Origin of the sequence: Paracoccus sp. 228, from assembly GCF_000967825.1 — a bacterium.
Taxonomy (GTDB): domain Bacteria; phylum Pseudomonadota; class Alphaproteobacteria; order Rhodobacterales; family Rhodobacteraceae; genus Paracoccus; species Paracoccus marcusii.
Genome location: NZ_JYGY01000002.1, coordinates 454651 through 476198 on the forward strand (window position 1 = coordinate 454651; position 21548 = coordinate 476198).

The 21548-nt window shown below is 63.7% G+C and carries 21 protein-coding genes, 1 tRNA gene and 1 pseudogene; 15 read left to right on the forward strand and 8 right to left on the reverse strand.

The genetic code is table 11. The features are described from left to right. Positions 1 to 244: 244 nt before the first annotated feature. The 3 genes from SY26_RS07510 to dinB are packed head-to-tail and all read left to right on the forward strand — an operon-like array spanning position 245 to position 3701. Positions 245 to 1909, forward strand: a complete 1665-nt coding sequence (locus tag SY26_RS07510; protein ID WP_084693785.1) for an ABC transporter ATP-binding protein — start codon at positions 245 to 247, stop codon at positions 1907 to 1909. Continuing rightward, positions 1906 to 2625: a folate-binding protein YgfZ gene (locus SY26_RS07515; protein ID WP_045999984.1), complete on the forward strand. Its 720-nt coding sequence runs from the start codon at positions 1906 to 1908 to the stop codon at positions 2623 to 2625. The genes SY26_RS07510 and SY26_RS07515 overlap by 4 nt, the downstream gene beginning before the upstream one ends. Beyond that, positions 2622 to 3701 carry a DNA polymerase IV gene (dinB, locus tag SY26_RS07520; protein WP_045999985.1) on the forward strand — a complete coding sequence of 360 codons (1080 nt, stop codon included), beginning with the start codon at positions 2622 to 2624 and terminating at the stop codon, positions 3699 to 3701. The genes SY26_RS07515 and dinB overlap by 4 nt, the downstream gene beginning before the upstream one ends. Here dinB and SY26_RS07525 read toward each other — a convergent pair. From SY26_RS07525 to efp, 3 genes are all read right to left on the reverse strand, one after another. Then, complete coding sequence (locus SY26_RS07525) at positions 3698 to 4063, reverse strand: DoxX family protein (RefSeq protein ID WP_045999986.1); 366 nt, start codon at positions 4061 to 4063, stop codon at positions 3698 to 3700. The two genes, dinB and SY26_RS07525, sit on opposite strands and share 4 nt — an antisense overlap. Then, complete coding sequence (locus tag SY26_RS07530; protein ID WP_232303296.1) at positions 4060 to 5043, reverse strand: MBL fold metallo-hydrolase; 984 nt, start codon at positions 5041 to 5043, stop codon at positions 4060 to 4062. Before SY26_RS07530 ends, SY26_RS07525 begins: the two co-directional genes overlap by 4 nt. 147 nt (positions 5044 to 5190) lie before the next feature. Then, positions 5191 to 5754, reverse strand: a complete 564-nt coding sequence (gene efp / locus SY26_RS07535; protein WP_042251708.1) for an elongation factor P — start codon at positions 5752 to 5754, stop codon at positions 5191 to 5193. 372 nt (positions 5755 to 6126) lie between these two features. Between efp and SY26_RS07540 the strand changes: the two genes are divergently transcribed. Beyond that, positions 6127 to 6453 carry a DUF6280 family protein gene (locus SY26_RS07540; RefSeq protein ID WP_042251710.1) on the forward strand — a complete coding sequence of 109 codons (327 nt, stop codon included), beginning with the start codon at positions 6127 to 6129 and terminating at the stop codon, positions 6451 to 6453. A 50-nt stretch (positions 6454 to 6503) separates the two neighbouring features. Here the strand turns inward: SY26_RS07540 and SY26_RS07545 are convergent, their stop codons facing one another. Further along, a complete protein-coding gene (locus tag SY26_RS07545) occupies positions 6504 to 7457 on the reverse strand; it encodes a 1-phosphofructokinase family hexose kinase (protein ID WP_045999988.1) in 954 nt (317 codons plus the stop codon). Position 7458: 1 nt separating this feature from the next. Continuing rightward, positions 7459 to 7866, reverse strand: a complete 408-nt coding sequence (locus SY26_RS07550) for a metallopeptidase family protein (RefSeq protein ID WP_045981063.1) — start codon at positions 7864 to 7866, stop codon at positions 7459 to 7461. A gap of 80 nt (positions 7867 to 7946) precedes the next feature. Between SY26_RS07550 and gltX the strand changes: the two genes are divergently transcribed. Both gltX and SY26_RS07560 read left to right on the forward strand, forming a co-directional pair. Further along, positions 7947 to 9269, forward strand: a complete 1323-nt coding sequence (gltX, locus tag SY26_RS07555) for a glutamate--tRNA ligase (protein ID WP_045999989.1) — start codon at positions 7947 to 7949, stop codon at positions 9267 to 9269. Positions 9270 to 9923: 654 nt separating this feature from the next. Then, positions 9924 to 10712, forward strand: a complete 789-nt coding sequence (locus SY26_RS07560; RefSeq protein WP_045999990.1) for a Hint domain-containing protein — start codon at positions 9924 to 9926, stop codon at positions 10710 to 10712. Between the two features lie 81 nt (positions 10713 to 10793). On the opposite strand, the gene SY26_RS21585 is transcribed toward SY26_RS07560, so the two are convergent. Next, positions 10794 to 13535: a hypothetical protein gene (locus SY26_RS21585; RefSeq protein WP_045999991.1), complete on the reverse strand. Its 2742-nt coding sequence runs from the start codon at positions 13533 to 13535 to the stop codon at positions 10794 to 10796. Positions 13536 to 13808: 273 nt separating this feature from the next. On the opposite strand from SY26_RS21585, the gene SY26_RS07570 reads away from it, so the two are divergent. The 8 genes and pseudogenes from SY26_RS07570 (at position 13809) to SY26_RS07595 (ending at position 18257) form a co-directional block, all read left to right on the forward strand. Further along, positions 13809 to 14057: a hypothetical protein gene (locus SY26_RS07570; protein WP_045999992.1), complete on the forward strand. Its 249-nt coding sequence runs from the start codon at positions 13809 to 13811 to the stop codon at positions 14055 to 14057. 170 nt (positions 14058 to 14227) lie between these two features. After that, complete coding sequence (locus SY26_RS21060; protein ID WP_157001307.1) at positions 14228 to 14398, forward strand: hypothetical protein; 171 nt, start codon at positions 14228 to 14230, stop codon at positions 14396 to 14398. A gap of 695 nt (positions 14399 to 15093) precedes the next feature. Further along, a pseudogene (locus tag SY26_RS21865) lies at positions 15094 to 15600 on the forward strand (transposase); the annotation flags it as partial. Between the two features lie 72 nt (positions 15601 to 15672). Continuing rightward, entirely contained in the window at positions 15673 to 15912 is a 240-nt protein-coding gene (locus tag SY26_RS07580) for a hypothetical protein (protein ID WP_046000324.1), read from the forward strand. Further along, positions 15909 to 16553, forward strand: coding sequence for an HNH endonuclease signature motif containing protein (locus SY26_RS07585; protein ID WP_045999993.1), 645 nt, complete (start codon positions 15909 to 15911; stop codon positions 16551 to 16553). The genes SY26_RS07580 and SY26_RS07585 overlap by 4 nt, the downstream gene beginning before the upstream one ends. Next, positions 16550 to 17125 carry an MT-A70 family methyltransferase gene (locus SY26_RS07590; RefSeq protein WP_045999994.1) on the forward strand — a complete coding sequence of 192 codons (576 nt, stop codon included), beginning with the start codon at positions 16550 to 16552 and terminating at the stop codon, positions 17123 to 17125. Before SY26_RS07585 ends, SY26_RS07590 begins: the two co-directional genes overlap by 4 nt. Beyond that, positions 17125 to 17406 carry a helix-turn-helix domain-containing protein gene (locus SY26_RS22170; protein ID WP_084693757.1) on the forward strand — a complete coding sequence of 94 codons (282 nt, stop codon included), beginning with the start codon at positions 17125 to 17127 and terminating at the stop codon, positions 17404 to 17406. The genes SY26_RS07590 and SY26_RS22170 overlap by 1 nt, the downstream gene beginning before the upstream one ends. Further along, on the forward strand, positions 17319 to 18257 hold the full coding sequence (locus tag SY26_RS07595) for a tyrosine-type recombinase/integrase (RefSeq protein WP_369799412.1): 939 nt from the start codon (positions 17319 to 17321) through the stop codon (positions 18255 to 18257). Before SY26_RS22170 ends, SY26_RS07595 begins: the two co-directional genes overlap by 88 nt. 22 nt (positions 18258 to 18279) lie before the next feature. Here the strand turns inward: SY26_RS07595 and SY26_RS20460 are convergent, their stop codons facing one another. Next, entirely contained in the window at positions 18280 to 19857 is a 1578-nt protein-coding gene (locus SY26_RS20460) for an anti-phage dCTP deaminase (RefSeq protein WP_157020445.1), read from the reverse strand. A gap of 440 nt (positions 19858 to 20297) precedes the next feature. Further along, positions 20298 to 20374, reverse strand: a tRNA-Arg gene (locus SY26_RS07605). A 110-nt stretch (positions 20375 to 20484) separates the two neighbouring features. Between SY26_RS07605 and SY26_RS07610 the strand changes: the two genes are divergently transcribed. Then, on the forward strand, positions 20485 to 21510 hold the full coding sequence (locus tag SY26_RS07610; RefSeq protein WP_045981069.1) for a LacI family DNA-binding transcriptional regulator: 1026 nt from the start codon (positions 20485 to 20487) through the stop codon (positions 21508 to 21510). Positions 21511 to 21548 lie beyond the last annotated feature (38 nt).

Here is a 21548-nt window from a genome sequence, read left to right on the forward strand (position 1 = left end):
TCAACGGGGGGTGGCCTTGTGGCGCAAGGTCGGAAAGGGGTATGGCTGGGCGTGATCGAAAAGGGCGCCCGCGCCCGCGACCGAAAGGCCCGACAGACACGTGGACCCGCGCCAGGACAGCCCCTCCCGATTGATTGCCGCCGCGACGCGCGGCGCGACCGTGCCGCCCGCCCCGGATGCGTCCAAGGTGCCCGGTCTGCTGCGGCGGCTGTGGGACGACTATCTGCGCCAGCACTGGGGCAAGATGGCGCTGGCCTTCTTCCTGATGACGCTGGAGGGGTCCACGCTGGCGCTGATCAGCTGGATGCTGAAGCCGCTGTTCGACCTGGTCTTCATTGGCAAGCAGCCGGGCGCGATCTGGTGGGTGGGGGCGGCGATCTTCGGCATATTCCTGCTGCGGGCGGTCACGCTGGTGGCCAGCCGGGCCCTGTTGACGACGATCTCGCTGGCGGTGTCCACGACCATGCAGACGCAGTTGCTGGCGCATATCCTGACGCTGGACAGCCGCTTTTTCCGCGACAATTCGCCCGGCGCGATGATCGAGCGGATCCAGGGCGACACGATGGCGGTCCAGGGGGTCTGGGCCACGCTGATCACGGGGGCCACGCGCGACGCCATCAGCTTGGTGATGCTGTTCGGGGTGGCGCTGAGCATCGATCCGATCTGGACGCTGGGGGCGCTGGTGGGCGCGCCGATCCTGATCATGCCCGCCGCGATGGTGCAGAGATACATCCGCCGCAAGGTGCGCCAGAACCGCGTGAATGCCAGCCTGCGCGCCACCCGGCTGGACGAGGTGCTGCACGGCATCGCCTCGATCCGGCTGAACCGGGCCGAGGCGGACCAGACCGCCCGCTTTGCGGCGATCGTGTCCCGCATCCGCGCATCCGAAACCAAGGTCGCGGCGACATCCAGCGTGATCCCGGCGCTGACCGACGTGGTGACGGGCATCGGCTTCGTCGCGGTGCTGGCGCTGGGCGGCAACCAGGTGATGGACGGCGACCGCAGCGTTGGCGACTTCATGGCGTTCTTCACCGCGCTGGCGCTGGCGTTCCAGCCTATGCGCCGCCTTGGCGGGATCGCTGGCGTCTGGCAGACCGCCGCCGCCAGCCTGGAGCGCATCTATCACGTCTTCGACACCCGTCCGACGGTCGTGTCCGGCCCCCGTACCGCGCCGCCCGACACGACCGAGATCGTTCTGGACGACGTCTGGCTGTCCTATGACGGGCAGGTCGTGCTGCACGGGCTGTCCTTCACCGCCAAGGCCGGCCAGACCACCGCGCTGGTCGGCCCGTCGGGGGCGGGCAAGTCCACGGTCTTCAACCTGCTGACCCGGATGGTGGACCCGGACCGCGGCTTGGTCAGCCTGGGCGGTGCGCCGGTCAGCGACTATGACCTGGGCGTGCTGCGCGACCAGTATTCGACCGTGGCCCAGGAATCGGCCCTGTTCGACGAGAGCCTGCGCGACAACATCCTGATGGGCCGTCCCGACGCATCCGATGCCGACCTGCAGGCCGCGCTGAAGGCCGCGAATGTCAGCAACTTCCTGGACGATGGCCGCACGCTGGACAGCCCCGTGGGCCCGCGCGGGTCGGCCCTGTCGGGCGGACAGCGCCAGCGCGTGGCGATCGCCCGGGCCCTGCTGCGCGATGCGCCCGTGCTGCTGCTGGACGAGGCGACCAGCGCCCTGGACACGGCCAGCGAACGTCTGGTCCAGGATGCGCTGGACCACCTGTCGCGCGGACGCACCACACTGGTCATCGCCCACCGCCTGTCGACGATCCGCAACGCCGACAAGATCGTCGTGATGGAATCGGGACGGGTTGTCGAACAGGGCAGTCATGACCAGTTGATGGCCAGGGGTGGCGCCTATGCCCGCCTTGTCGCGCTGCAATTCGGAGACAATGAATGACCCGCCAGATCATCCGCTTGACCGGCGAGGACCGCCTGCCTTTCCTGCAGGGGATGGTGACCAACGATGTGGACCGCGCCCCGATCTGGGCCGCGATCCTGACGCCGCAGGGCAAGTACCTGGCCGATTTCCTGGTCGTGCCCGACGGCGACGCATTGCTGATCGACGTCGATGCGCGGCTGGCCGAGGACCTGCTGCGCCGCCTGTCGATGTACAAGCTGCGCAGCAAGGTCGCGCTGGACCTTGTGGACATGCCCGTCGCACGCGGCACCGGCCCCGCACCCGAGGGGGCGGTGGCCGACCCGCGGCATCCGGCCCTGGGCTGGCGGCATTACGGCGCGGCGGGGGATGACGGCACGGATTGGAACGCCATCCGCGTCGCGCATTGCATCCCCGAGACTCTGGTCGAGCTGATCCCGAACGACACCTATATCCTGGAAGCCGGGTTCGAGCGTCTGCACGGCGTGGATTTCCGTAAGGGCTGCTATGTCGGTCAAGAGGTGACCGCGCGGATGAAGCACAAGACCGAGTTGCGCAAGGGCCTGACGACGCTGCGGATCGAGGGTGCCGCCCCTGTCGGCACGCCGATCACCGCCGAGGGACGAGAGGTCGGCGCGGTCTTCACCCAGTCCGGCGGGCAGGCCATCGCCCATGTCCGCCACGACCGCGTGGCCCCCGAGATGCAGGCCGGCGAGGCGCGGCTGTTCCCGCTGTGACCGACCCCGCGCCGGGGCCGCGCAAGATCATCCATATCGACATGGATGCCTTCTTCGCCTCGGTCGAGCAGCGCGATTTTCCGGAACTGCGCGGCAAGCCGGTGGCCGTGGGCGGGTCCGCCGCGCGGGGCGTCGTGGCCGCCGCCAGCTATGAGGCGCGGGTGTTCGGGGTGCGGTCCGCCATGCCGTCAGTGACGGCGGCCCGGTTGTGCCCCGACCTGATTTTCGTGCGGCACCGGTTCGACGTCTACAAGCAGGTCAGCCACCAGATCCGCGACATCTTCCTGGACTACACCCCCCTGGTCGAGCCTTTGTCCCTGGACGAGGCCTATCTGGACGTGACCGATTACCTTGACGGGCGCACCGCGACCAAGATCGCGTCCCAGATCCGCGCCCGCATCCGCGAGACCACGGGCCTGACCGCCAGCGCGGGCGTCAGCTACAACAAGTTCCTGGCCAAGCTGGCATCCGACCAGAACAAGCCCGACGGTCTGTGCGTGATCACGCCAGAACAGGGGCCGGGCTTCGTGCTGTCCCTGCCGGTGGGCAAGTTCCACGGCGTTGGGCCCGCGACGGCGGCCAAGATGCAGGCGATGGGCATCGCCACCGGGGCCGACCTGCATGCGCAGGACCTGGATTTCCTGCTGCGGCGGTTCGGCAAGTCGGGGCGCTATTACTGGAACATCGCGCGGGGCATCGACCACCGTCGGGTCAGCCCCGACCGCATCCGCAAGTCCGTGGGGGCGGAAAACACCTATTCCGCCGACATCATGGCGCTGGACGCCGCGCAGGAGGCGCTGGAGCCTTTGGCCGCCAAGGTCTGGTCCGCCGTCGCGCGCCACGACCTGCGCGGGCGGACCGTGACGCTGAAGGTCAAGTTCAGCGATTTCCAGCAGATCACGCGCGCCCGCAGCCTGGGTCATGCGGTGGCCTCGCAGGACGAGCTGCTGTCCATCGCGCGCGACCTGGCGGCGGGCGTGCTGCCCGATCCGCGCGGCGCGCGCCTGCTGGGCGTGACGCTGTCGGGGTTCGAGGCCCCCGATGACGGCCCCGCCCAGCTGTCGCTGTTCGATTAGCGCCAGCGCACCCACCGGCCCGGACCCTGCGCCGCCAGGATCAGCAGGCCCCCCGCCACGGCCCAGTTCTTGACCACGATGGTGACTTGCCACGGGTCGGCGCGCAGCTGCCAGTGAAACCAGCTGGTCCCGATGCAATAGACCGCCAACAGCAGCGCCCAGGTCCGCACGCGCGGTCCCAGGATCAGGCAGATGCCCGCGACCAGGTTGAAGGCCGCGACCGGCCAGACCAGTACGCCGGGCAGGCCCAGGCTTTCGATCATGCGGATGACCTGCGTCGGGTCGCCGACCTTCTGAAGCGCGCCGCCGATGAACAGGACCGCGATCAGCAGGCGGCCAGTCAGGTTCAGGGCGCTGTTCATGCGCGGGTCGCGAACCAGTCCTCGGGCACCCAGACAAAGGCGTCGCCGCGCGCCTCGACATGGCCGATGCCGGGAAAGGGCAGGTGCGTGCCCGCCACCGCAATCCGGTCGGCGGTGACCATCTGCAGCAGGTTGCGCCGGGTCGTGGCCGCCTGGCCTGCGTCGGTGTCGAAGGCAACGCCGGCATCCGGGTGGCGGAACTGCAGCGCGGCCAGGGCGGCGGCATCGCCTAGGATGATCATCTGTGCGTCGCCATCCGACAGGCGCAGGCCGCTGTGGCCCGGCGTGTGGCCGGGCAGGGCCATCGTGGTGATGCCGCCGCCCAGGTCGGCCTCTCCGGCAAAGGTCTGGACGCGGTCGCCATAGGCGTCGCGGACCCCGCGGGCCAGCGCGAAGAAGGGCTGGACATCGGCGGGCGCCGCGCTGGCCGTCGCCTCGTCGGTCCAGAAGGCCAGCTCGTCCTCGTTCACGTGCAGCGCGGCATTGGCAAAGACCGCGCCCGCATCGCCCACCAGTCCGCCCGCATGGTCGGGATGCAGGTGCGTCATCACGATCCGGGTGATCTGGTCGGGCGTCACGCCCAATGCCGCAAGCGAGGCCGCCAGATGCCCGGTGGTGGGACCGAAGGCCGACCCGCCGCCCGCATCGACCAGCGTCAGCTGATCGCCCTGGCGGATCAGATGCACGCTGACCGGCACGCGGATCGGTTGTTCGGGGTCCAGATAGGCGGCACGCAGGGCCGCGCCATAGGCCGCATCGTCCAGGTTGACGACCAGATCCTTGGCAAAGTCGAAATGCCCGTCGGCGATGGTGGTGACGGTGGTGTTGCCCAGGGTGCGGGTATGGACCGTTGGCAGAAAGGCCGGGATCGCGGCGGCGGCCGGTTCCTGGGCAAAGACCAGGCCGCGGCCCAGGAACGGCATCGCGACGGCGGCGCCCGCGGCGGTCAGCATCAGGTGGCGGCGGGACAGGACGGTCACGGGCATCTCCTTTTCCGGGGGGTTGTGCGATCTTTCCCGCGAAGCGATGCCCGACACCACGCCCCATCAGCGCGTTCACGCAAAGGTGAGAACGCGACGCGCCCCGCAGGGGGCCTGCGGGGCGCGTCTGTCAGGACAGGTCTTGGATCAGGCGCGTTCGCTGTATTCGAACATCTCGGTGTTGACGACGATCGCCTCGCCCTCGCCCACGAAGGGCGGGATCATGATGCGCACGCCGTTGTCCAGGATCGCCGGCTTGTAGCTGTTGGCGGCGGTCTGGCCCTTCACGACCGGCTCGGTCTCGGCGACGGTGCAGGTGACCTTCTGCGGGATCGAGACCGACAGCGCCTCCTCGCCGTAATATTCGATGGTGGCGGTCATGCCGTCCTGCAGGAAGGGGCGGCGGTCGCCCAAGAGGTCGGCGTCCAGTTCGGTCTGCTCGAAGGTCTCGCTGTCCATGAAGACAAGCTTGCCGTCGGATTCGTACAGGAACTGCTGGTCCTTCTGGTCCAGGCGGACGCGTTCGACCTTGTCCTCTGACCGGAAACGCTCGTTCAGCTTGCGACCGTCGCGCAGGTTCTTCAGTTCGACCTGGGCAAAGGCGCCGCCCTTGCCGGGCTTGACGTGGTTCACCTTGACGGCGCCCCACAGGCCCCCGTCATGTTCCAGGATGTTGCCGGGGCGGATTTCATTGCCGTTGATCTTGGGCATGGGATGGGTCTCGTGCGTTTGCGGAAATTTCGGGCCGTCCTGGCATTGCCAGCCGTTGAACGACAATTCTGGCCCCCTATATCGAGGGCTGCGGCATCAGGCAACCAGAACGGAACTGCGGCGTTGTCAAGGTGCCAACAAGATCATCGCCACGTCACTGGCGCAGTGGGGTCACGATTTTTCCCGCAGTTTGCGCGACATGCAGTAAGGACATGGCAGACATGCGAGTGAAGGGATACCGAATCGGCGGGCCGAACGGCTAAGGCAGCAGGCACCGTCAGAGAAGCGGATTCAAGAAACAGGGGAAACGTCAAGTTTTCCCATAAGGCCCTGACTCCCGATCGGGGCCGCAAGAGAATGGACGAAAACAAGATGCGCGATTTTGTCGACGGCTCGGCCTTCAATTTCGAACAGGGCCAGCGTGCCCGCAAGCTGTTTGCAGCGGTGGTGCTGGCAGCCTTGGATGATGCCATTGCGGATGACAAGAAATACGGCAACGGCCCCGAACAGATCGCCCGTTGGGCGCGCTCGCGCGATGGGCGCGAGGTGCTGTCCTGCGCCGGGATCGACCCGAACGAGCGTGTGGTCAAGGGCCTGATGGAATTCGTGTCCAAGGGCGTGCGCACCTCGGTCGCGCTGTCGCGCGAGGAGAGTGAGCGCCGCATGGCCGCCGAGGCCGAGGAAGCCGAAGCCGCCTGAAACCTGCGCGCATCGACGATCAGGGCCGCCCGTTTGGGCGGCCTCTTTTGTTACAGCCGCGTCACCACACGCTGTGAATAGAAATGGCGGACGTCGGCGGCGTTGCACAATTCGGTCGCGGGCGTCATGACCGCCGCCGAGGCGGCCGCCGCGCCAAGGGCCAGCGCCTCCTGCATGGGCCAGTCGCGCGCCGCAGCCAGCACGAAGCCCGCGACGAAGCTGTCGCCCGCGCCCACGGCGCTGACCACGCGCACCGGCGCCGCTGCGGCATGCCAGGCGCCGTCGGGTCCGGCGATGACCGACCCGTCCGCGCCGCGCGCCACGATCACCGATTTCGCCGCCCCGTTGCGCACCAGGCCCGCCGCGAATTCGGCGCTGTCGCTGCGCAGGGGCAGGGGGCGGCCCGCCAGGCCCTCGGCCTCATGGCTGTCCATGCGCAGCACGTCGACGGGAATGGACGACCCCGCCAGGGCGCGCAACGCGTCCCCCGAGGTGTCCACCAGCAGCCGCGCCCGCCCGTCCTTGAGCCTGACGGTCAGCATCTGTTCGAACCCCGGCGCGATGCCCGGCGGGTTCGACCCCGACACGACCACCCAGCCCCCGGCCAGCGCGGCCTCGGCGATGGCGGCGATGGTGCTGGCCAGCTGGGTCATGTGCCATTCGGGGCCGGGCATGACGAACCGGTACTGCCCGCCCGTCGCGCGGTCGGTGACGGCCAGCGACTGGCGGGTTTCGCCCGGCGCCGTCAGGCGCAGCACCTTGAGCCCCGCCGCCTTCAGCATGTCGGCCATGCGCTGGCCCGTCGCGCCGCCCAGGGCCACCATCGCGGTGGATTGGCCGCCGATGATCTTGATCGCCCGGCTGACATTGATGCCGCCGCCGCCCGGATCGACGACCGGCTTGTCGCAGCGCAGCTTGAGGTCGGGCACGACGCTGTCGGCGGCGGTCGACAGGTCCAGCGCCGGGTTCAGCGTGACGGTCAGGATGGGGGCCTGACCGCTCATCTCATTCCCACCAGCGGTCTATGGTGGCGATGTCGTCGTCGGACCAGCCGAAATGATGCGCCATCTCGTGCGTGACGATATGGGTGACCAGATCGCCCAGGGTCACGTCACCGCGCGACGCCCATTCGTCCATGATCGGGCGGCGGTACAGCCAGATGATGTCCGGCCCGCCCGGCTGGTCGCTGATCGATTTCTCGGTCACGGGGATGCCGTCATAGATGCCGGTCAGGTCGAACGCATCGTCGATCTGCAGCTCGTCCAGCACGTCCTCGGGGGCGAATTCGGCGACGCGGATGGCGACCTGGGCCGCGGCTTCGCGGAATTCGGGGGGCAGGGTGGTCATGGCGTGCCGGGCCATGGCCTCGATCTCGGCCGCGTCGGGGGCCGTGCGGCCGTTCCAGTCACTCATTCCAGCGCCTCCTGCATGGTCCCCCCGATATGGACAAAAATGCCCGGCTGTGAAAGAGCAACAGCAACAGGAGACGCCCCATGACCATCACCCGTTTCGCGCCCTCGCCCACCGGCCATATCCACGTCGGCAACCTGCGCACCGCGCTGTTCAACTATCTGATCGCCCGCAAGGCCGGCGGCACCTTCATCCTGCGCCTGGACGACACAGACCAGGAACGCAGCAAGCAGGAATATGTCGACGGCATCCAGCGCGACCTGGAATGGTTGGGCCTGCACTGGGACCGGGTCGAGCGTCAGTCCCTGCGCATGGACCGCTATCGCGCCGAGGCCGATGCGCTGCGCGCCTCGGGCCGCCTCTACGAAGTCTTCGAGACCCCGGTCGAGCTGGACCTGAAGCGAAAGAAGCTTTTGAACATGGGCAAGCCGCCGGTCTATGACCGCACCGGTCTGTCGCTGTCGGAGGCCGACAAGGATCGCCTGCGGTCCGAGGGGCGCGAGGGGTACTGGCGCTTCCTGCTGGACCAGAACCGGATCGAATGGACGGACGGCATCCTGGGCGACATCTCGATCGACGCCGCATCCGTCAGCGATCCGGTGCTGATCCGGGCCGACGGCCAGGTGCTGTACACCTTTGCCAGCAGCGTGGACGACACCGACATGGGCGTGACCCATATCGTGCGCGGGTCGGACCATGTGACCAACACCGCCACCCAGATCCAGATCATCCAGTCCATCGGCGGCACGCCCCCGGCCTTTGCCCATCACAGCCTGCTGACCGGCGCCAAGGGCGAGGAGCTGTCCAAGCGCATCGGCGCCCTGTCGCTCAAGGACCTGCGCGAGGCGGGCGTGGCCCCCGAGGCGCTGATCGCGCTGATGGCGCGGTTGGGTTCGGGCGTGCCGGTCGCGCTGGCCTCGCTGGACGAGTTGGCAGAGGCCTTCGATCTGGGCCAGTTCGGCGCATCGCCCACCAAGTTCGATGCCGACGATCTGTGGCCGCTGACGCGCGAACGCAACCAGGCGCTGCCCTTCGCGGCGGTGGCCGACCGCATCGCGGCCCTGGGCGTGCCGGACGATCAGGCCGAACGCTTCTGGCGCGTGGCGTCCCAGAACATCACGCGCCTGGACGACCTGGGCGACTGGTGGCGGATCTTCAGCGAGGGTGCGGAACCCCAGATCGACCCCGAGGATGCCGACTTCATCGCGCAGGCCATGACCCTGCTGCCTGCGGGCCCCTTCACAGACGCGACCTGGGGCGAATGGACCGCCGCGGTCAAGGAGGCCACGGGCCGCAAGGGCAAGGGCCTGTTCATGCCGCTGCGCAAGGCCGTGACCGGCCAGGCGCATGGCCCGGACATGTCCGACGTCATGCCCCTGCTGCAGGTCGTCAAGGCGCGTCCCTGACCCATCCACCCTACGATCCGAACGGGTCCGGCCACGGCCGGGCCCGTTCGCGTTGACGGCATCGAATGGTGCGTCCCGCACCAATGCCAGGCGCAATGCCTGACAAGCGATGCGCGCTAAATACAATCCGAACATATTATACTGCCGATACCTGCACCGTAATTGTCGGTGAATTGCGGATCATCATCTTGGTACTGTCGTGGCTGATGCTCATTCTAAAAGGTGTGCGCTGTTCATTGGCAAATTTGAGCGTCATCCAATGTCGTTCTGATTTCATTCCTTCCGCCTGCCAGTCGCTATCGGCGCCTGCCATTGGAATAGGCGCTGACAACCACCGGACAGTCGTGGGCCAGGGGCGGTCAGCGCAGCAAGACCGCGATGTCGACTGATTCCGAAGGAAATTGCCGCGCAGTATCGTGCTTTGGCTGAATGTGGGGCGCCTCGGCATAAACACCCGAACGCGTGCGTTTCCGGGAAACGGAAACACCTGTATAATTGGACAGGCATCTGAATATTCAACCCACTGTAATAAAACTTAACTAAACCCTGAATTGCGTTACCGCCCAATTCTCGCCTCAATTTGCCGCTTTTATCGGCAGCAGAGGGCGTTCATCTTGCGCGACAATCAGTCACAAGTGAATTGGATCGCACAGTATGCGTATCAGCGATAAGCGCACCGCGCCGGCCAAAGGCAACCGCTTCGGCCGTGACGACCGCATTTCCCAGGGCTCTGCAAAATCGTCCCGTCGCCTGCTTCAGGCGCTGACGGCCGGTGTCGCGGCCTTCGGCAGTTCCGTTGCGGCCTATGCAGGCGGTTACGTGGCGCCCATCGTGGAATTCACCCCCGCCGCCACGCCCGTCGCGGCCGTTGGCAATGCGCCCAATTACTGGCTGGCGCTGATCCCGCTTGCGCTGCTGTATCTGGGGACGCGCGGCGGCGACGATGTTGGGTCCAACCCGCCGCAGAACATCGGCGGTCCGTGCTTTTGCGAAGGCACGCTGATCCTGGCGGACAACGCATGGGTCAAGGTCGAGACCATCCAGGCCGGCGACATCGTCACCACCTCCAAGGGGCCGCAGCGCGTCCTGTCGGTCGGATCATGGCAGCCGACGCAGTTCCGCGACCGGCCCAGCATCGTCGCCGGCGTCCGTCTTTCGGCCAATCATGGCGTGCAGGTCGACGGCTTCAACGTCGAGGCCGGCGCGATCAGCAGCAAACGCGGTCTGATCGACGGCCGCAGCTATTTCCATATCCTGGTCGAGGATCACAGCTGGCTCTCGGTCAAGGCCGATGATGCCGGGACCGTGCTGGTCGCGGAAAGTCTGCAGATGACCAAGGATCTGAAGCTGGCCAAGGACTTTCCGCATCTGGTCGATCACCATGCCGCGAACCCGGTCGCCCCGCGCCTGTCGCGGGCGGACGCCCTGCCTGCGGCGGCCTGACACCGGATTCGGACCCATCCCATGCAATAGACCATGCCCCGCACGATGGCGGGGCATGGTTCATTCCTTGGCGTCTGACCGTCAGGGCATCGTGGGCAGGGCAAAGCCGTGGATGGTCATCCGGCTTTCGCGGGCATAGTCCTCGGTGGTCCAGCCGGCCCAGGCGGCATGACGTTCGATCGTCGTCAGCGTCGCCATTCTCGTCGTGAGGTCCCAGATGAAGCCGGACGCCATGTCGGCATGGCGCACCGTCTCGAACACCTTGCCGTCGATCGAGAACACGCAGCGGTCGGCGAACAGCTCGAACTCCAGGCGCTGAGGCACGCCCGGCTTGAACTCGCCCAGTGCCAGCGTGCGGCGGTCGGACGATGCACGGCCCCCCCCGGTGCGGGGCATGTGGACTGCCGGCGCCCATCCGATCACGCCGTTGCGCTTGACCAGTTCAAAATCAAGCTCCTTGCCGTTGTCCGCGTGGGTGAAGAAGGCATTGACGGCGCTGCTGGTATGGCTGGTGACCACCGCGCCCCACTTGCCGATGGCAGCGGACGGGCGGTTCAGTTGCATCGCACCGTTCCGCCACTGGCCACCCTCCATCGCTGCGCTGATCGAGACGGATTTGTCGGTGTTGTAGGTGACGCGGGCCGGCGTGCCCAGGCTGCCGCCCACGCCGTTGCCCCGGTCGCCCCCGGCCCAGTTCGGCAGGAAGATGTTGATGCCCCCCGCGCTGCTCCAGTCAAAGGACAGCGAGCGGTCGATGGTAAAGTCCTGTACGGCGCGATAGCCCGTGGGCAGCAGCGGCGCGACCGGCGCGGGCTGGACAGGTGCCGGCTGCACGGGTGCAGGCTGGACCGGCTCAGGAGCCGGGGTGACGGGCGCGGGTTGTGCTGGGGTCGGCGCGGGGGTGGGCGTCGGCGTGACCGGTGCGGGCGTAACCGGTGCCGGCTGAACGGGCGCGGGCGTCACGGCCGGCTGCGCAGCCAGATAGGCTTGCAGGTCCGTGGTCGTGGCCTGCAGGGCCGCCAAGACGTCGGTCAGTTTCTTGCGATCGCTCATGTTCGGTTCCTGGGGCGTCGGAGTCGGGGTGGGATTAGGCGTCGGGGTCGGCGTTGGCGTTGGAGTAGGAGTTGGCGTTGGTGTCGGCGTCGGGGTTGGAGTGGGTGTAGGCGCCGGGGTCGGCGTAGGAGTAGGAGTAGGAGTAGGAGTAGGAGTCGGCGTGGGTGTCGGTGCCGGAGTGGGAGTAGGAGTAGGAGTGGGCGTCGGGACCACCACTGGTTCCATCAGCGCCGCGACCGCGGTCCAGGCCGGGTTGCGGTCGCCCAGCCAGCGCTGCAGGCCGTGGCAGACATTCGCGTCCGGCAACCGGCATTCGACCGACATCGCCATCGGCCCGTCGAACCCTTGGGTCCGCAGCGCGGTGATGGTGGCGGCATAGACCGCGCCCATCTGTGCACTGACCGAGAACGCATGCAGGAACGCCCGCGTGGCGGTGGTGCCTCCGACGCCGTTCAGATGGTTGCCGACCTCGTAGGCGCCCAGTTCCATGCCATACTTCGTCGCCTCGGTGCGGTAATGCCGCCACTTGGGGGTCAGCGCCCTGACGGTACGATCGGCCGCCCAGTTCGCGCCCGTCAGCATCTGGTCGCGCATCCGGTCGAACGCCGCGCTTTGCGACAGGGTCGTGCGCCAGCCGTCGATCTGGGCCACGCGCGCGCCATAGGCCATGCCGCCGTCGACCTGGGCATGCACGGTCAGCATGTCGATCACCGAATGCGGCGCGACATAGGTCGGCAGCCCCCGTGTCCCGCTGCGGTCCCGCCACAGCGGGGCGACCAGGATGTCGGCCTCGCCGCCGACCCAATCGGCCTGGTGCTGGACCACGGTGTGCAGCCGGGTGTCGTTGCCCCAGACGGCGCGCCAGGCCTGCGCCATCTGGGTGGCGCGCATGCCGTACCAGTTGCGGAACTCGGATCCCGTGGCGGTGCCAAAGGCCAAGCGGCCCTGCTCGGCGCAGTAATGCGCTTGGGGCGTGCCAGAAAAGTCCCAGGTCTTGGTGCTGTATTCGACATAGACGTGCCGCGGCGCGGGCATCAGCGTCCGGATCAGCGTGGCACACTGGCGGAAATGATCATCGGTGGCCGCGGTCGGAAGGCACAGCCACATGTCCGCGCCGACTTGGTTGCACAGCGCGGCCATCCACTCGTAGGGCACGAAGCGGTGGAAGATCTCGTCGGTCGGCAGGGCGCGGCTGGCCCAGTTGGTGATCCGCAGACCACCCTGGTCCGCGCTGGTCAGGATGCCGACCCATTCGTCGAACCGCAGCGCGCCAAAGCCGCGCACCGTGTCCAGATACTGGCTGCGAAAGATCGCGCCGCGGTCGGCGTCGGGCCAGTCGTCCCGGTGGTTCAGGCGGATGTTGCGGATCTGCCCGCCGGCAGGGTCAATGGTCCGGACGATGATGTCGACCCAACTGGACCCGTTCGCGGTGAAGTCGAAATAGATTTCGTTCGGCAGGGACCGGTTGATGTTCGTGCCGCCGATGACGTCGATCGTGCAGGTCCCCTGCCAGCGCAGGCGCCAGCGACCGGTCCCGCCGGCCTGGGCCGGCATGTTGTGGAAGACGCGGGTCCGGAAGCCCCCCGAGTTCGGCGGGATCGAGATCAGCCGCCCACCGGCAGTCATGTGCCCGGCGGCCACCAGCGCGTCCCATTGCAGGCCGCCCCGGTCCGACTGCCACGACCAGGCCTGCTTGAACGCGTTGACGAATGGGCGGGAGCTTTCGCTGTTGATGACCCCGAGGCGGGCCGCGATCTTTCCGGTCGGCATGGTGACGTCTCCGATCTGCGCTGTTTGCAGGGCTCGTTACACAGCCTTTGCGGTAATACTTCCTTAACCATGCGGGCGTTGCATGTGCCGGTTTGCCGGCAACGGATCCGCAGCGGTCAAGGCGAGGACCGGGCGCTGTACGGTCGCGCGTCGCGCCAGCCTCCGCACGGCCAAGCGAACGTTGCGGTACCTGCCGGGCGGATCGCGGACCCATTCCCGCCATCGCGCGTTCGGATGAGGGCTGCACATAAGCAGGCCGACAAGGAGTTAACGATGACCCATGCAACACTGACCCTGGAAGACGGCCCCGAACTTTCGGGAGAGATCGTCGATACCGGTGGCGATTATATCCGGATCCGCACCACGACCAAGATGACGCAGGATCAGCTGGCACAATATGCCGAAGGCCTGATCGAGATCGGCGGCAAGATGCAGAAGGTGATGCTGGAAAGCGCGATCCCGCTTCCCGATGACGAGGAGGTCATCGAACTGACAATGCGCCGCTTCACGCCGTCCGCCTGACGCCGCAGGGGGAAGCGCCTTTTCGTGTGATGCGCAAGATGTTGCAGGGTCACAGATACCTTACTTGCCGGCATCCGTCGAAGCGTGGTGAATGCATTCCGTGCAAATTGTTAATGATCGATCCTTTACACCCCGCCACGTAATTTGACGCAGCAGCTGGAGAGATATCGTTGGCCCGACTGTTTACCGAGGATGAATTGCGCCTGATCGATGACGCGCTGTCGTCCTATCAGCACAACAGCGCCTATCGCACGGTCCGCGCAAAGGTTGCAGCGCTTGTAGCGGAGGATCAGCGCGACCGGATAGTCGTGATCCCCCTACCCAAGGTTCGGCATCCCTGATCATGCTATGCCGGCGTACATTAAGCCCTGCTAAAATATACTGTGCAATACATTCAAAGGGAACTTGTGTGTAAGGTAATTGTATGACGGCAACAGGCCAGGCGATAGGATCAAAAATAACAGTTTTTAAATGGTAAACGGGACTCACTAAATTTTTTTGGTTCTTACTTATATGTTCAGCTGTAAAAAGGGCTGGCGCCAGTCTAGGTATATTTTTATAGAATTTCTGATCATTGCGGCTTTGCTTGTCAATAAATTTTTAGAAATATTGATCTCATTTTAAGTAATTAATAATTATTCCTGGTGCGATTTTCTTTTTAAGCATCTTGAATTTAAAAGCCATGCTTATCTAACTGAGCGACGCAATGTTTAATATCTGAGTTGGCGCTGCTAATCTATCTAAGTATAATGATTTATGCATGGTTTTGTCATGGATTATGTTGGTGCGTGCTACTTAAGGGGTTCCTCAGCTTGATGGTAATGTGTGGCGCCATGTCGACCGTTAGACTTACGTTTCCTCCTTGTCGCTGTGGATTGGAAATCAGGCTTTGCTTTCGTGCGTATACTGCATAATAAAGATTTCTGTTTTATTTATTGTATCTTGAGCCGCGGTGAAATGTGTCGCTTCCGCCGGCTCTGCTACACAAATTCTGCAAGGGATTTATCTTATGAACCCAGCTTGGTAACTGGGCTACATGAGCAATCCGACACCCCCAGTTTACAGGACCAGGAACTGGCCGGCCTGCAATGAAGCGCCCAAGCGCCCTAGTTCGCGACGATCTGGTTCGACCCCGAGGTGAACCGGAATGCCGCGCCATCAGGCAAGTGTGACCGCCAATAGGTCTACGACGATACCGTCATCCATACTTGTCTGATGATGAAGGATCTGTTCGGCATGGCATTACGGCAGATCGAGCCATCGAAACGACACTGGTCCGAGTGATCTTGGCGAGTGGCTTCTTCTAGAGCCTGTTGCATCTCATGGGTTCTAATTGAGCTATGCCGGAGTTCGGCACGCTATTGCGCAGCCAGAGGACGCTGGCCGTGAATAGCCCATATCGTGGCCCCAACGGCCCGCTACACCTGATGATCGATAGCACGGCGTCAAGGTCGAGGGTGAGGGCGAGTGGAACCCACGCAAGCATGGGGAGGATTACCGGACGGCGCGGCAGTGGCACCCCGGTCATGCAGGGCACACCGAAGACATTCAGCATGGACGAAGAGTTGGCCGCTATGGACGGCGGGCGCGGCTACGATGGCGAGGAGCTGGTGGCATGAAGAACAAGCTTGGAGATCTCAACAATCACCTGTTTGCCGCCCTAGAGCGTCTGTCCGATGAGGATATGACGGCCGAGCAGATCGAGCAGGAGGCCAAGCGGGCGTCGGCGATCGTTGCGGTGGCCGACACCATCATCAGCAATGCGGACACGCAGTTGAAGGCAGCCAAGCTATGGGCGGAACATGGTCAGCAGATCATGCCCATGCTGCCGCAGATTGGGCGGGCCGAAACATGAAAGGTCGAGCTATTGTTTATCTACCCAAGGAGCTGGCATGGATAGAGGCCCGCAAGGATATGCCGCGCGCCGAACTGCATGCCCTGTTCTGTGCCTATTGGCAGCGGAACGATGTGCTCCTCGGCGCCTTCAAGAACCTGTGCAAGCGCAAGCGCTGGATGACCGGCCGCACCGGATGCTTCAGCAAGGGACAGGTGCCGTTCAACAAGGGCAAACCGATGTCGCCGGAGGTGCGCGCCAAGTGTCTGGCTACGACGTTCAAGGCCGGACAGCTCCCGCACAATTATCGTGGCCCTGGTCACGAACGCGTCGACAGCAAGGAGGGCTACGTCATCATGATCGTGGCCGAGAAAAACCCTTGGACGGGCGCCGATACCCGCCCGGTGCACAAACACCGCTATCTTTGGGAGCAGATTAATGGCCCGGTCCCGGAGGGGCACGTTCTGAAATGCCTGGACGGCGATAAGAAGAACTGCGCCCCGGAAAATTGGGAAGCCATACCGCAGGCCTTGTTGCCACGGCTGAACGCCCGCTGGTCAGGCGTCAAATACGACGATGCTGCGCCTGAACTGAAACCCGCAGTGATGACCGTGGCAAAGTTGGACCATGCAGCACGGCTGGCACGGGCCAGCAGGAAATGACCACCGTCCTGCACCAGTTCAACAACTTGAGGCCCTTCGGCGGCTTCGACCTAATCATGGCCGACCCGCCTTGGCGGTATGAGATGCGGTCGGAGAAAGGCGAGACGCGGTCGCCTCAGGCCAAGTACGCCTGCATGTCGATCGACGAGATCGCCGCACTGCCCGTCGCGGCATTGGCCGCGCCAAACTGCCTGCTGTGGCTATGGGGCCTGAACACGATGCTGCCTCAGGCCCTGGCAGTGATCGAGGCCTGGGGCTTCGAGTATAAGACGTCGGGCCACTGGGTGAAGACGACCGTGAACGGCAAGCTGAACATGGGTATGGGCTACATCCTGCGCGGTGCTGGCGAGCCGTTCCTGATCGGCACGCGCGGCGCGCCGAAGACGACCAGCTCGACCAGTTCCGTCATCATGGGCCAGATCCGCGAGCATAGCCGCAAGCCGGAGGAGGCCTTCGCCGCGGCCGAAAAGCTGATGCCCGACGCGCGGCGTATCGAGGTGTTCAGCCGGCAGAGGCGGGCAGGGTGGTCGAACTGGGGACACGAGTCCGAGAAATTCGAGGAGGCCAGCTGATGGCGAGACCATACACCCCCGAGCTGCTGGCGGAGCGTTGGGATTGCAGCGCCGAGACTGTCCGGGCCATGGTGCGCAGCGGGACGTTGCCAGCGTTCCGAGTCGGAAAAATGATGCGCATCACGGCCAGGGCGGTAGAGGACTACGAATGCGGGATTACAGGATCGGACGACTCAAGGGCCGGTTCGTCGTCATGTGGAACGACGACGGAGGAAGCCGGCGACGTTATCGCCTTGAGGCACACACGCAGAAAGATGCTGAGCGCGAAGCGCGCGACCTAATCCTGCGGCAGACGGCACCCGCTAAGGGCCTCCTCGTTTCACAGCTATGGGCCGCTTATCAGGAAGAGGTCGCAGGCCGCCGCCAAGAATCAAAGTTGGCCCAGACAGGCAAGAACGTCCTTCCAGTATTCGGGCACCTCAGTCCTGACCAGATCAGCATCGAGGACTGCCGGCGCTTCATCGCGAACCGCCGCCAGGCAGGGCGCAAGGATGCGACGATCCGGACGGAGCTTGGCTGCCTCCGGACAGCTCTGACATGGGCCGTTAAGGCGAAGCTAATCCGCAATGCGCCACGGATCGAAATGCCGCAGACGCCGCCACCGCGTGAGCGGTATCTGGACCGCGACGAGGTCGCACGGCTATTGACCGCTTGCGGGGATCCCCACATTCGTCTTGTGGTGCTGCTGATGCTGACGACGGCGGGCCGGATCGGCGCGCTTCTGGAACTGACATGGGATCGTGTGGATCTGGATCGCCGACTGATCAAGCTGGCAACGAATGACATCGGACCGCGCAAGGGCAGGGCCACGGTACCGATCAACGACACCCTTATGGCGGCCCTTCAGACTGCAGACAAGGCGGCAATTTCTGCCTATGTGATCGAATGGGGCGGGCGGAAGGTTAGCTCGATCAAGACGGGCTTCAATGCGGCAGTAAAGCGGGCAGGGATCGACCACTGCACCCCTCATGATCTGCGACGGACTGCTGGTCGTTTCATGGCCGAGGCAGGGGTGCCTATGGAGGAGATCGCGCAGTACTTGGGTCACACAAATCCGGCAATTACCCGGTCAACCTACGCCCGATTCTCGCCTGAGTACCTCCGTTCAGCTGCGAGCGCCTTGGAGATGTGACTTTCGGGGCGCGACCAGCTTGTTAAGTGCGGGAAGCGCTCAAGCCATCGCTAACCTTATTAAGAGTTAATTTGAATTCCTTCAGTGCGCCGGGCTCAATCATTATATGGGTGCTAATTAGCTGATTTACCATCGGCTTCGGCTTGTCGAAGTGCCATGGCTTTATGTTGTTGTTTTCGTCTCGCCTCTTTCTGGGTTTGTCGAAGATTTCTCTGTACCGCGCAGGGGAAATTCCATGAAAATGTTCAAGGATTACACGGTCACTTGATTTAGTGTATGTTGTAAGGGCGTCGCCATTTAATTCAATTGCTTTACTCTTCGCATACGGCTCGATGTATACGATCCGTTTGATGCCAGACGCGATGATATGCTTTGCGCAGTTGTGGCACGGAAAAGTGGTAACATAGATCGTTGCACCTTTCACGGAGCGCCCAATTCTTGCTGCGTCCATCAGTGCTGACATTTCGGCGTGTGTCATCCGGCCAAATTCGGTCAAGTCCGAAATTGGAGATGCTTTAAGAAGTTGAGATAACTCAGAGGTGCCAAGGATCTTTTCGGGATCACATTGGACCATAGAGTGTTTCGACAGGGCATGGATAAAATCGTGAATTATCCGGTTGGTTTCCAGCTTGTTTGATTCGAACCGGCGCTCAATGTCGCGCTGCGGGTTTTCGTCTTCTCCCCAATAATTCCCTCCGTTGGCCTTAGGAACTTCGTTACACCCTAAGGTGATCACGTCTCCATCCGAGGAAACGATCGCAGCGCCAACTTGGCGAGACAGATCTAGCGTTCGAAGAGATGCCGCTTTTGCAAGATAAGCGCCGAATTCGTCCTTCGTCGGGCTTATGTAGTTTGACCCGAAGAAGGCATCGATGAACCGCCCGACCTGAGAATGTATCTTGGTCGCACTTCCCCCGACGAACACGTCGCCGGAGTGATATGTATCGAGCATGCGCTGGCCAAAGGTCTCTTGCGCCTCGTTCTTGTCCTTGTGAATTAGGCTACGGGCTTTTCGTTCGCGCTCGTCTTGAGGGAGATATGGATCTTCTTTCCCGATTATGCCTTGCACTGCGGTTAGTTGCTCAGCTTCATCGGCAGAGACGGAGACTTGTATAAATTTCTCCCCGTAGACTTTTCGCAGCAGCTCGATTTCTTGCGATCGCTTCAGTTGTCTAATAACAAATGCCGTTCCATTTGCTGGAGTATCCGCGATCAATGACGGATCCAATCCGGTTTCTTTATTCCGCTCCAGCCTGTGCCGACCAATAAATAGAACTGCAATCTTTGCCAGAAAATCTTTTTCACCTGAAAGAGAAACAATGTTGTTAAGTTCGGTGATTTTCTGCTCGTATCGTCCCTGCGAAACTTCGGCTGCTTGAGGGATAACTTCTCCTACAGCTTTCGTAATATGCACTAGCTTTGTTTGATAGCCAAAGCGCGTAAGGTGGGTGTCAAGGGCATCTTGCGCCGCATCTATATTGCACCCGATCGGGCCGACCAGACCAAAAATTAATTCGGGTTTATAGGCTAGTTCTTCGTCGGGCAAAGGATGCATGGGAGGGAACTTTTTGATTGGAGAATTCTTGGTAAGAACGGTCACAAGATCTTTGTGCGCCACGACGTACGAGCTTGCTCAGAATGCTTGTCAACGTCAACAGTGCAGGCTACGCTCAATGCTGATACTTCGAGGTGGGACTCCAGATAATGGCAAATGAAAACAACGCTTCTGGCGATCATAGGAACGACTCTGTAGTACTGGACCAGATGCTCGAGCAGATCCTTGAGCGCTCAGAGAGAGTGACGGCTGGACAGGCGCTCCAGACGCGTAATACCTTCAATGTCTTCCTGACGCCTGATCGAGATGAACGCGGTGGATGGCCAATGTTTGGCTGACCCCGTACCACTTTGACATGTCGGAAGAGGCGCTTGGCACATAGCTCGGCGCCTCTTCTTTTGCTTGATCACACGGTGCGCAAGCAGCTACTTGGTTCAAGAAACCAAAGAGCAACCCCCAACGCGCTTAGAAGGCCTATTGATTGTTGGTGACCCCGACAGGAATCGAACCTGTAACCTGCCCCTTAGGAGGGGGCTGCTCTATCCAGTTGAGCCACGGGGCCTGCCGGGCATGCATACTCAAACCGGGGGGCGCTTGGCAAGCGGCGGCAGGGGCGGTTGTGGGCCGGTCTGTCCTTCGCTAACATCGGCCATCCACAGATCGGAACGCCCCATGCTGCCCATTCGACCGCGCCGCCCCCTGACCCTCAGAGACGTCTCCGAGGCGTCGGGCGTCTCGGAGATGACCGTCAGCCGGGTCCTGCGCAACCGGGGCGACGTGTCGGCGGCCACGCGTGAAAAGGTGCTGACCGCGGCCAAGACGCTTGGCTATGTTCCCAACAAGATCGCGGGCGGACTGGCCAGCCAGCGGGTCAACCTGGTCGCCGTGGTCATCCCGTCGCTGTCGAACCTGGTCTTTCCCGACGTGCTGGGCGGCATTTCGGCGGAACTGGACGATACCGGCCTGCAGCCGGTGATCGGTGTCACCAACTATTCCCCCGCGCGCGAGGAGATGGTGCTGTACGACATGCTGTCCTGGCGGCCCTCGGGCGTGATCCTGGCGGGGCTGGAGCACAGCAAAGCCGCGCGCGCGATGCTGCAGAACTCAGGCCTGCCGGTGGTCGAGATCATGGATGTCGACGGCGAAGGGATCGACACGCTGGTCGGCATCTCTCATATCCGCGCCGGGCGCGAGATGGCGGACCGTATCCTGGCGGCGGGCTATCGCCGCATCGGTTTCGTGGGCACCCACATGCCCGAGGATCACCGCGCCCGCAAACGTCTGCTGGGCTTCGAGGAGGGGCTGGCCGCCGCCGGCGTCCAGCTGGAGGCGCGCGAGTACTATCAGGGCGGATCGTCCCTGCTTAAGGGGCGTGAGCTGACCGAGCGCATCCTGACGCGCGCGCCGGACCTGGATTTCCTGTATTTCTCGAACGACATGATCGGGGCAGGGGGGCTGCTGCACTGCATCGACCGCGGCTATGACGTGCCCGGCAGGCTGGGGCTGGCGGGGTTCAACGGGGTCGACCTGCTAGACGGGCTGCCGATGCGCCTGGCCACCACGGATGCGCGGCGCGTCGATGTCGGGCGGCGCGCCGCGCGGCTGGTGTCGGGCAAGGACGCGGCGCCCGACAACCGCATCATCGCGCTGACCCCGACCTTTCTGCCCGGCGACACGATCCGCGACATCCCCGCCTGACGTCCCGCCTTGTGGGCCGCCCCCGCGCGGCCTATCTG